At 71.1% G+C, this 5,422-nt stretch carries 4 protein-coding genes; 1 reads left to right on the top strand and 3 read right to left on the bottom strand.

What is annotated here, in order from left to right:
- Positions 1–66: 66 nt before the first annotated feature.
- From ACFWI9_RS22180 to ACFWI9_RS22170, 3 genes are all read right to left on the bottom strand, one after another.
- Positions 67–483: a hypothetical protein gene (locus ACFWI9_RS22180; protein ID WP_387164437.1), complete on the bottom strand. Its 417-nt coding sequence runs from the start codon at positions 481–483 to the stop codon at positions 67–69.
- Positions 483–2,120: an ABC-F family ATP-binding cassette domain-containing protein gene (locus ACFWI9_RS22175; RefSeq protein WP_387164435.1), complete on the bottom strand. Its 1,638-nt coding sequence runs from the start codon at positions 2,118–2,120 to the stop codon at positions 483–485. The genes ACFWI9_RS22180 and ACFWI9_RS22175 overlap by 1 nt, the downstream gene beginning before the upstream one ends.
- A gap of 111 nt (positions 2,121–2,231) precedes the next feature.
- The gene (locus ACFWI9_RS22170; RefSeq protein WP_387164433.1) at positions 2,232–3,551 is read right to left on the bottom strand and encodes a M14 family metallocarboxypeptidase; all 1,320 of its coding nucleotides are present in this window, start codon (positions 3,549–3,551) and stop codon (positions 2,232–2,234) included.
- Positions 3,552–3,864: 313 nt separating this feature from the next.
- Between ACFWI9_RS22170 and ACFWI9_RS22165 the strand changes: the two genes are divergently transcribed.
- Positions 3,865–5,385, top strand: coding sequence for a M1 family metallopeptidase (locus tag ACFWI9_RS22165; protein ID WP_387164431.1), 1,521 nt, complete (start codon positions 3,865–3,867; stop codon positions 5,383–5,385).
- Positions 5,386–5,422: the final 37 nt, after the last annotated feature.

Below are 5,422 nucleotides of genomic sequence, written 5' to 3'. Positions count from 1 at the left end.
GATCACGCCCTGGGGCCGGGTGTGCGGTGTACCCGTCCGCCCCCCCCGGTCGGCACGTTCACGGCACTACGACGGCACGAACCTCAGCGCCCACTCCGCACGATCACGAACAGCCGGGTCGCCGCCCTTCGCCAGCGGCCCCAGCAGGGCGCGGGCCGCCGCCGGGTCCGCGTGGACCAGGTCCACGATCTCCGCCGCCAAACCGTCCTGGTCGTCGCCGAGATCCACGGCGGAGGCGCGCAGCAGCACCGGCAGGGAGGCTACGCCCCCGATGGCCGCGATCACGCCGCCGAGCAGTTCGCGGGCGTAGGAGTTCCGTTCGCCGACGCAGCGGTCGAGCCGCGCCTCCAGACGCGGCAGCAGAGCCGTGTCACCGGACGCCGCGATCTCGTCGGCCAGGTCGATGGTCGCGTCGACGTCGGCGTCCAGGTCGTCCACGAGCGTGAACAGCCGGTCCAGTGCGTCGTCGGTCATGTCGGTCATCAGGACTCGGTCACCTTTCCGTCCGCGACCTCGACGCGGCGGGTCGTGCGGACCGCGTCCAGCATCCGCCGGTCGTGGGTGACCAGCAGCAGTGTGCCGCCGTAAGAGTCCAGCGCGGACTCCAACTGCTCGATGGCGGGCAGGTCCAGGTGGTTGGTGGGCTCGTCGAGTACGAGGAGGTTGACTCCGCGGCCCTGGAGCAGGGCGAGGGCCGCGCGGGTGCGCTCGCCAGGGGACAGGCTCACCGCGGGGCGCAGCACATGGGCGGCTTTGAGGCCGAACTTGGCGAGCAGCGTACGCACATCGGCGGGTTCCGTGTCGGGGACCGCCGCGCAGAAGGCGTCCAGCAGTGACTGCGTACCGTGGAACAGCTTCCGCGCCTGGTCGACCTCGCCGACGACGACCCCGGAGCCCAGCGCCGCGTGCCCGCCGTCCAGCGGCAGCCGACCGAGGAGGGCCGCGAGCAGGGTCGACTTGCCCGCGCCGTTGGCGCCGGTGATGGCGACTCGGTCGGCCCAGTCGATCTGGAGCGAAACCGGCCCGAAGCGGAAGTCGCCCCGCCGCAGCTCGGCCTCGCGCAGGGTGGCGACCACGGCCCCGGAGCGGGGTGCGGTGGCGATCTCCATCCGCAGCTCCCACTCCTTGCGGGGTTCGTCCACCACGTCGAGGCGTTCGATCATCCGCTGGGTCTGGCGGGCCTTCGCCGCCTGCTTCTCGCTGGACTCGCTGCGGAACTTGCGGCCGATCTTGTCGTTGTCGCCCGCCTTGCGGCGGGCGTTCTTGACACCCTTGTCCATCCAGGAGCGCTGCGTCTGGGCGCGGTCCTCCAGCGCGGCTCTCTTGTCGGCGTACTCCTCGTACTCCTCGCGGGCGTGGCGACGCGCCGTGTCCCGTTCCTCCAGATAGGCCTCGTATCCGCCGCCGTAGAGGGTGATCTGCTGCTGGGCGAGGTCGAGTTCGAGGACCTTGGTGACGGTGCGGGCGAGGAATTCGCGGTCGTGGCTGACGACCACCGTGCCGGCGCGCAGGCCCTGGACGAACTTCTCCAGCCGCTCCAGACCGTCCAGGTCCAGGTCGTTGGTGGGCTCGTCGAGGAGGAACACGTCGTAGCGGGACAGCAGCAGTGAGGCGAGCCCCGCGCGGGCCGCCTGGCCTCCGGACAGCGAGGTCATGGGCTGGTCGAGCCCGATGGCCAGCCCGAGCGAGTCAGCGACCTCCTCCGCACGCTCGTCGAGGTCGGCCCCGCCGAGCGCGAGCCAGCGCTCCAGGCTCGCCGCGTAGGCGTCATCCGCGCCGGGGGTGCCGTCGACCAAACCCTGGGTCGCCTCGTCCATCGCGGACTGGGCGGCGGCGACGCCGGTGCGGCGGGCGAGGAAATCCCGTACGGACTCGCCTTCACTCCGCTCCGGCTCCTGAGGGAGGTGGCCGACGGAGGCGCCGGGCGGCGACAGACGCAGGGTGCCCTGCTCGGGCTTGTCGATCCCGGCGAGCAGCTTGAGGAGGGTGGACTTTCCGGCGCCGTTGACACCGACGAGACCGATCACGTCACCGGGTGCGACCACGAGGTCGAGTCCGGAGAACAGTGATCGTTCGCCGTGCCCGGCGGCGAGGTCCTTGGCGACGAGGGTTGCACTCATGAGGATGCCGATTCTATGGGTCTCACCGGACCCCGCCGCGCCGGCGCCCCCACCTGCGACACGGTGTGAGTGCCGCGTCGCACACCGTACCGCCGTGCCGGGCGGCCCGGGTCAGCATTCCGTGCGCGGCTGCCCCTCGGTGAGGTGGTAGGCGGCCCGCCCGTCGAGCAGCAGCGCGACGAGCTCGCGCTGGGACTGCCGCAGGGGCACGTACGCCCCGTCGCGGCTCCCCGGCCCCAGCGGCAGGGACACGACCCCGTGCAGGGCCAGCTCGTCCTGTACGTCCGCGTACTGTGCCGCGGACAACCGGTAGCCGCAGGGCGGATCGGTCAGTGTCTCGTCGGGGGTCGCCGGGTCGTTGTCGGCTCCGCCCAGGTACACCGGGCCCCGGTCGGTGAAGCCCGCGAGGCGGGCACGTCCGGTGGCGGCCTCGATGCGTGCGCGCCGCTCGGCCACGTAGCGGAAGGCTCCGTCGAGTGCGGTGAGCTGGCTGTTCACCCGGCGCCTGTTGTTCAGGGCGGGGTCCTCCTTCTCGGCGTCGGTGAGGGCGTCCACCCGGGTCTCCACGAGAACCCCGACGGCGTGTTTGACGCCCGCGGTGTTGCGAAGGATGCGTTCCTGCCCGTCTCCGGCGACCTGCTTCACCGGCTCGCCGGTGACGGGATCGGTCCAGATCCCGTAGATGCCGCTGCTGTACCCCGCCTCCTGGGCCGCGGGGCGTACGAAGCTCTCGGAGAGGGTGTGCGCCTCGTCATGGACCGCCGGTTCGGTGTTGAGGTTGCGCGGCCACAGGGCGAGCAGGTCCTTGTCGTAGTACCGCGGGGTGGCCCCGTACTCGTGCAGGTCGTAGATGACGTCCGGCTGTTCGTCCCGGATCGCGGCCGCTATGGCTCGCCCTTCGGCGGTCCTGAGGGCGATGTGGTCGCGGTTGACGTCGACGCCGTCCGCGTTGCCCCGGGTATCGGCGGCGCGGCCGTCCGGGTTGGCGGTGGGGATGACGAGCACGGTGGTGCGGTCCAGGAATCGCCGGGTGGAGCCGTCCCGGGCGGTGGCGAGATCGCGGACGGTGGTGAGGCAGGCTTCCCGGCCGGAGGGCTCGTCGCCGTGCTGACTGCAGATCAGAAGCATGGTGTTAGCGGTGGGATGGCCGCTGCCGATGCGCACCAGCCGGAGGGGGCGCCCTTGCTCTGTGGTACCGATCGTGCGCAGCGACACCCGCCCACTGGCCCGGTCGACGGCCGTGAGGAAGGCCGCCTCCTCCGGCTGGCTGGTCCAGCGCGCTCCCTGGGACTCCTCGAAACCGGTACGTGGTTGCCGCGCCTCACCGCCCGGAGCCGCGTGGGCGGTAGGACTCACCATGGGCACGGCGAGCCCGGCGCAGAGGGCCAGAGCGACGGGCAGGAGGCGGTGGTACCGGGCAGGTGTCGGCATGGGCGCACGGTACGCCGGGCAACTCCCGGGCAACAGGGGGCGATTGGGTGGGAGGGGCGGTTCCCGGCCGGGATCGGACGGGCCTCGGAGGCTTGGGCCGGTCGGACGGCCCGTCCCCGGCCAGGGCCAAGCCCGAACAGAACCGGACGGACCGGTACGCGCGCGCCGCCGGAACCGGCCGCGCCGGCGTGAGGATGTCGACCGGATGGCATTCGTGTGACATCAGGGGCCATGGACACGACGGGGCCGCACCACGTGAATAGAGTCCGAAGAGTCCGAAGAGATCACCGGCCCCGACGACTTGGAGCCCTTCGTGCAGCGCAGAATCCTCCTCCCGAGCGCACTCGCGGCCACGCTGGTGCTGGCGATCCCGGCATCGGCGGCCGACTCCGCACCTGGGGCGCCGGGGATAGGAGACCCCTACTACCCGGCCAGCGGCAACGGCGGATACGACGTCTCGCACTACGACCTGCGACTGAGGTACCAGCCGCAGACGGACCTCCTGGAGGGCACGGCCACTCTGCTCGCCACCGCGCGGCAGGACCTGTCCCGGTTCAATCTCGACTTCGGCCTGAAGGCCAGTGAGGTCAGGGTCAACGGGAGGAAGGCCGCCTTCGCCGCCACCGGCGCGCACGAGCTGGAGATCACCCCTCCGGCGCCGCTGGCGAACGGCACGCCGGTGTCAGTGGTGGTGAAGTACGCGGGGAAGCCGTCGGAGCTGAAGATCGACGGTCGCACCGCATGGCTTCGCACTCCTGACGGGGGTGTCGCCGCGGGTCAGCCGGAGGCGGCCGTGTGGTGGTTCCCGTCCAACGACCATCCGCTGGACAAGGCGACGTACGACATCTCGGTGTCCGTACCGGACGGGACGCAGGCCATCAGCAACGGCGTTCTGCTGTCCCGGTCCTCGCGGCTGGGCTGGACCCGCTTCAACTGGCGCTCGAACAAGCCGCAGGCGACATATCTGGCCACACTCGCCGTCGGCAAGTTCGACATCACGACCGACAAGACCGACAAGGGCCTTCCGGTCCTCAACGCCTACAGCGTGGACCTCGGGGACACCGCGGGCGCGGCACGCGCGAGCGTCGAGCGCACGATCGAGGCGGCGGAGTGGCTGGAGGAGGTCTTCGGCCCCTATCCGTTCAACGCCCTCGGCGGCTATGTGCCGAACGTCCCCACCGGATACGCCCTCGAGACGCAGACCCGCCCGTTCTACAGTCCGCGGCAGTTCGCCAACGGCGCGAACGTCTCGGTGGTGGTGCACGAGCTGGCACATCAATGGTACGGGGACAGTGTCTCGGTCAAGGGCTGGAAGGACATCTGGGTCAACGAGGGCTTCGCGCGATACAGCCAGTGGCTGTGGTCGGAGAAGGAGGGCGAGGGCACTGCGCAGGAACTGGCGGACTACGTGTACGCCCAGCATCCGGCGGACGACCCGTTCTGGACGGTGAAGCCGGGCGACCCGGGCCCGGACAAGCAGTTCGACCTCGCCGTGTACGACCGGGGCGCAGCAGCGCTCCAGGCCCTGCGGGTCGAGATCGGCGACGAGGACTTCTTCACCGTCCTCAAGGGCTGGCCCGCGGCCAGGGTGAACGGGAACGCCGAAGTCGGCGACTTCGTGGAGTATGCCGAGGAGATCTCGGGGAAGCCGCTCGCCGAGCTCTTCGACATCTGGCTGTTCCAGCCGTCCAAGCCCGCCCAGCCGGCCGGCGGCACGGCATCGGCACGAGCGGCCCGTACGGACGCCGGCGCTGTGCGCCAGCCCGGTTCCTGGAAGCAGATCGCCCGGACCAACACGGTCCATGAGCACGCCGACGGGCAGCCCGGCCACTGATCGGGGCGTTCAGCGTCGCCGGGCCCGGTCCGGGCCC

This window comes from Streptomyces sp. NPDC127084, assembly GCF_042724175.1.
In the GTDB taxonomy this organism is placed as follows: domain Bacteria; phylum Actinomycetota; class Actinomycetes; order Streptomycetales; family Streptomycetaceae; genus Streptomyces.
Note: the sequence above shows the minus strand (reverse complement) of the source record. Positions and strands in the feature narration are given on the sequence as shown.